This is a genomic window from Staphylococcus sp. HMSC077D08, assembly GCF_001837945.1.
In the GTDB taxonomy this organism is placed as follows: Bacteria; Bacillota; Bacilli; order Staphylococcales; family Staphylococcaceae; genus Staphylococcus; species Staphylococcus epidermidis.
In genome coordinates this window covers 1-281 of record NZ_KV834814.1, presented here as the reverse complement: position 1 = coordinate 281, position 281 = coordinate 1, and the positions used below count along the sequence as shown (strand labels likewise).

At 39.5% G+C, this 281-nt stretch carries 1 protein-coding gene; it reads right to left on the bottom strand.

Annotation, left to right across the window (positions count from 1 at the left end):
* Nucleotides 1-115: 115 nt before the first annotated feature.
* On the bottom strand, nucleotides 116-217 hold the full coding sequence (locus HMPREF2663_RS12450) for a type I toxin-antitoxin system Fst family toxin (protein WP_002497230.1): 102 nt from the start codon (nucleotides 215-217) through the stop codon (nucleotides 116-118).
* Nucleotides 218-281: the final 64 nt, after the last annotated feature.

The window sequence follows — 281 nt, the reverse complement described above, 5'->3', positions numbered from 1 at the left end:
TGCATTCCTCTACTAACCAGTGTTATAATCTAATTAACAAAGTTATTAAGCATAATACACCAATCCCCTCACTATCGGAAGTAGTGAGGGGATTTTTAGGTGTGGCTATAGTCGCCTATTTTTTCTTATCGTTGCGATTACGTAGCCAATGCGCAAATAATGCGACGATACAACCACTCGCTGCTGTGGTCATGATGTGAACAAAGTTATCAAGCATAATTACACCTCCTCTCTACGTCTAAATTGACACCTGAGAGATAGGCGACCTGTATATTATATCA

What these genes read in the sequence shown, in the direction of transcription:
- HMPREF2663_RS12450 (WP_002497230.1), bottom strand. Translation starts at nt 217, where the DNA reads ATGCTTGATAACTTTGTTCACATCATGACCACAGCAGCGAGTGGTTGT.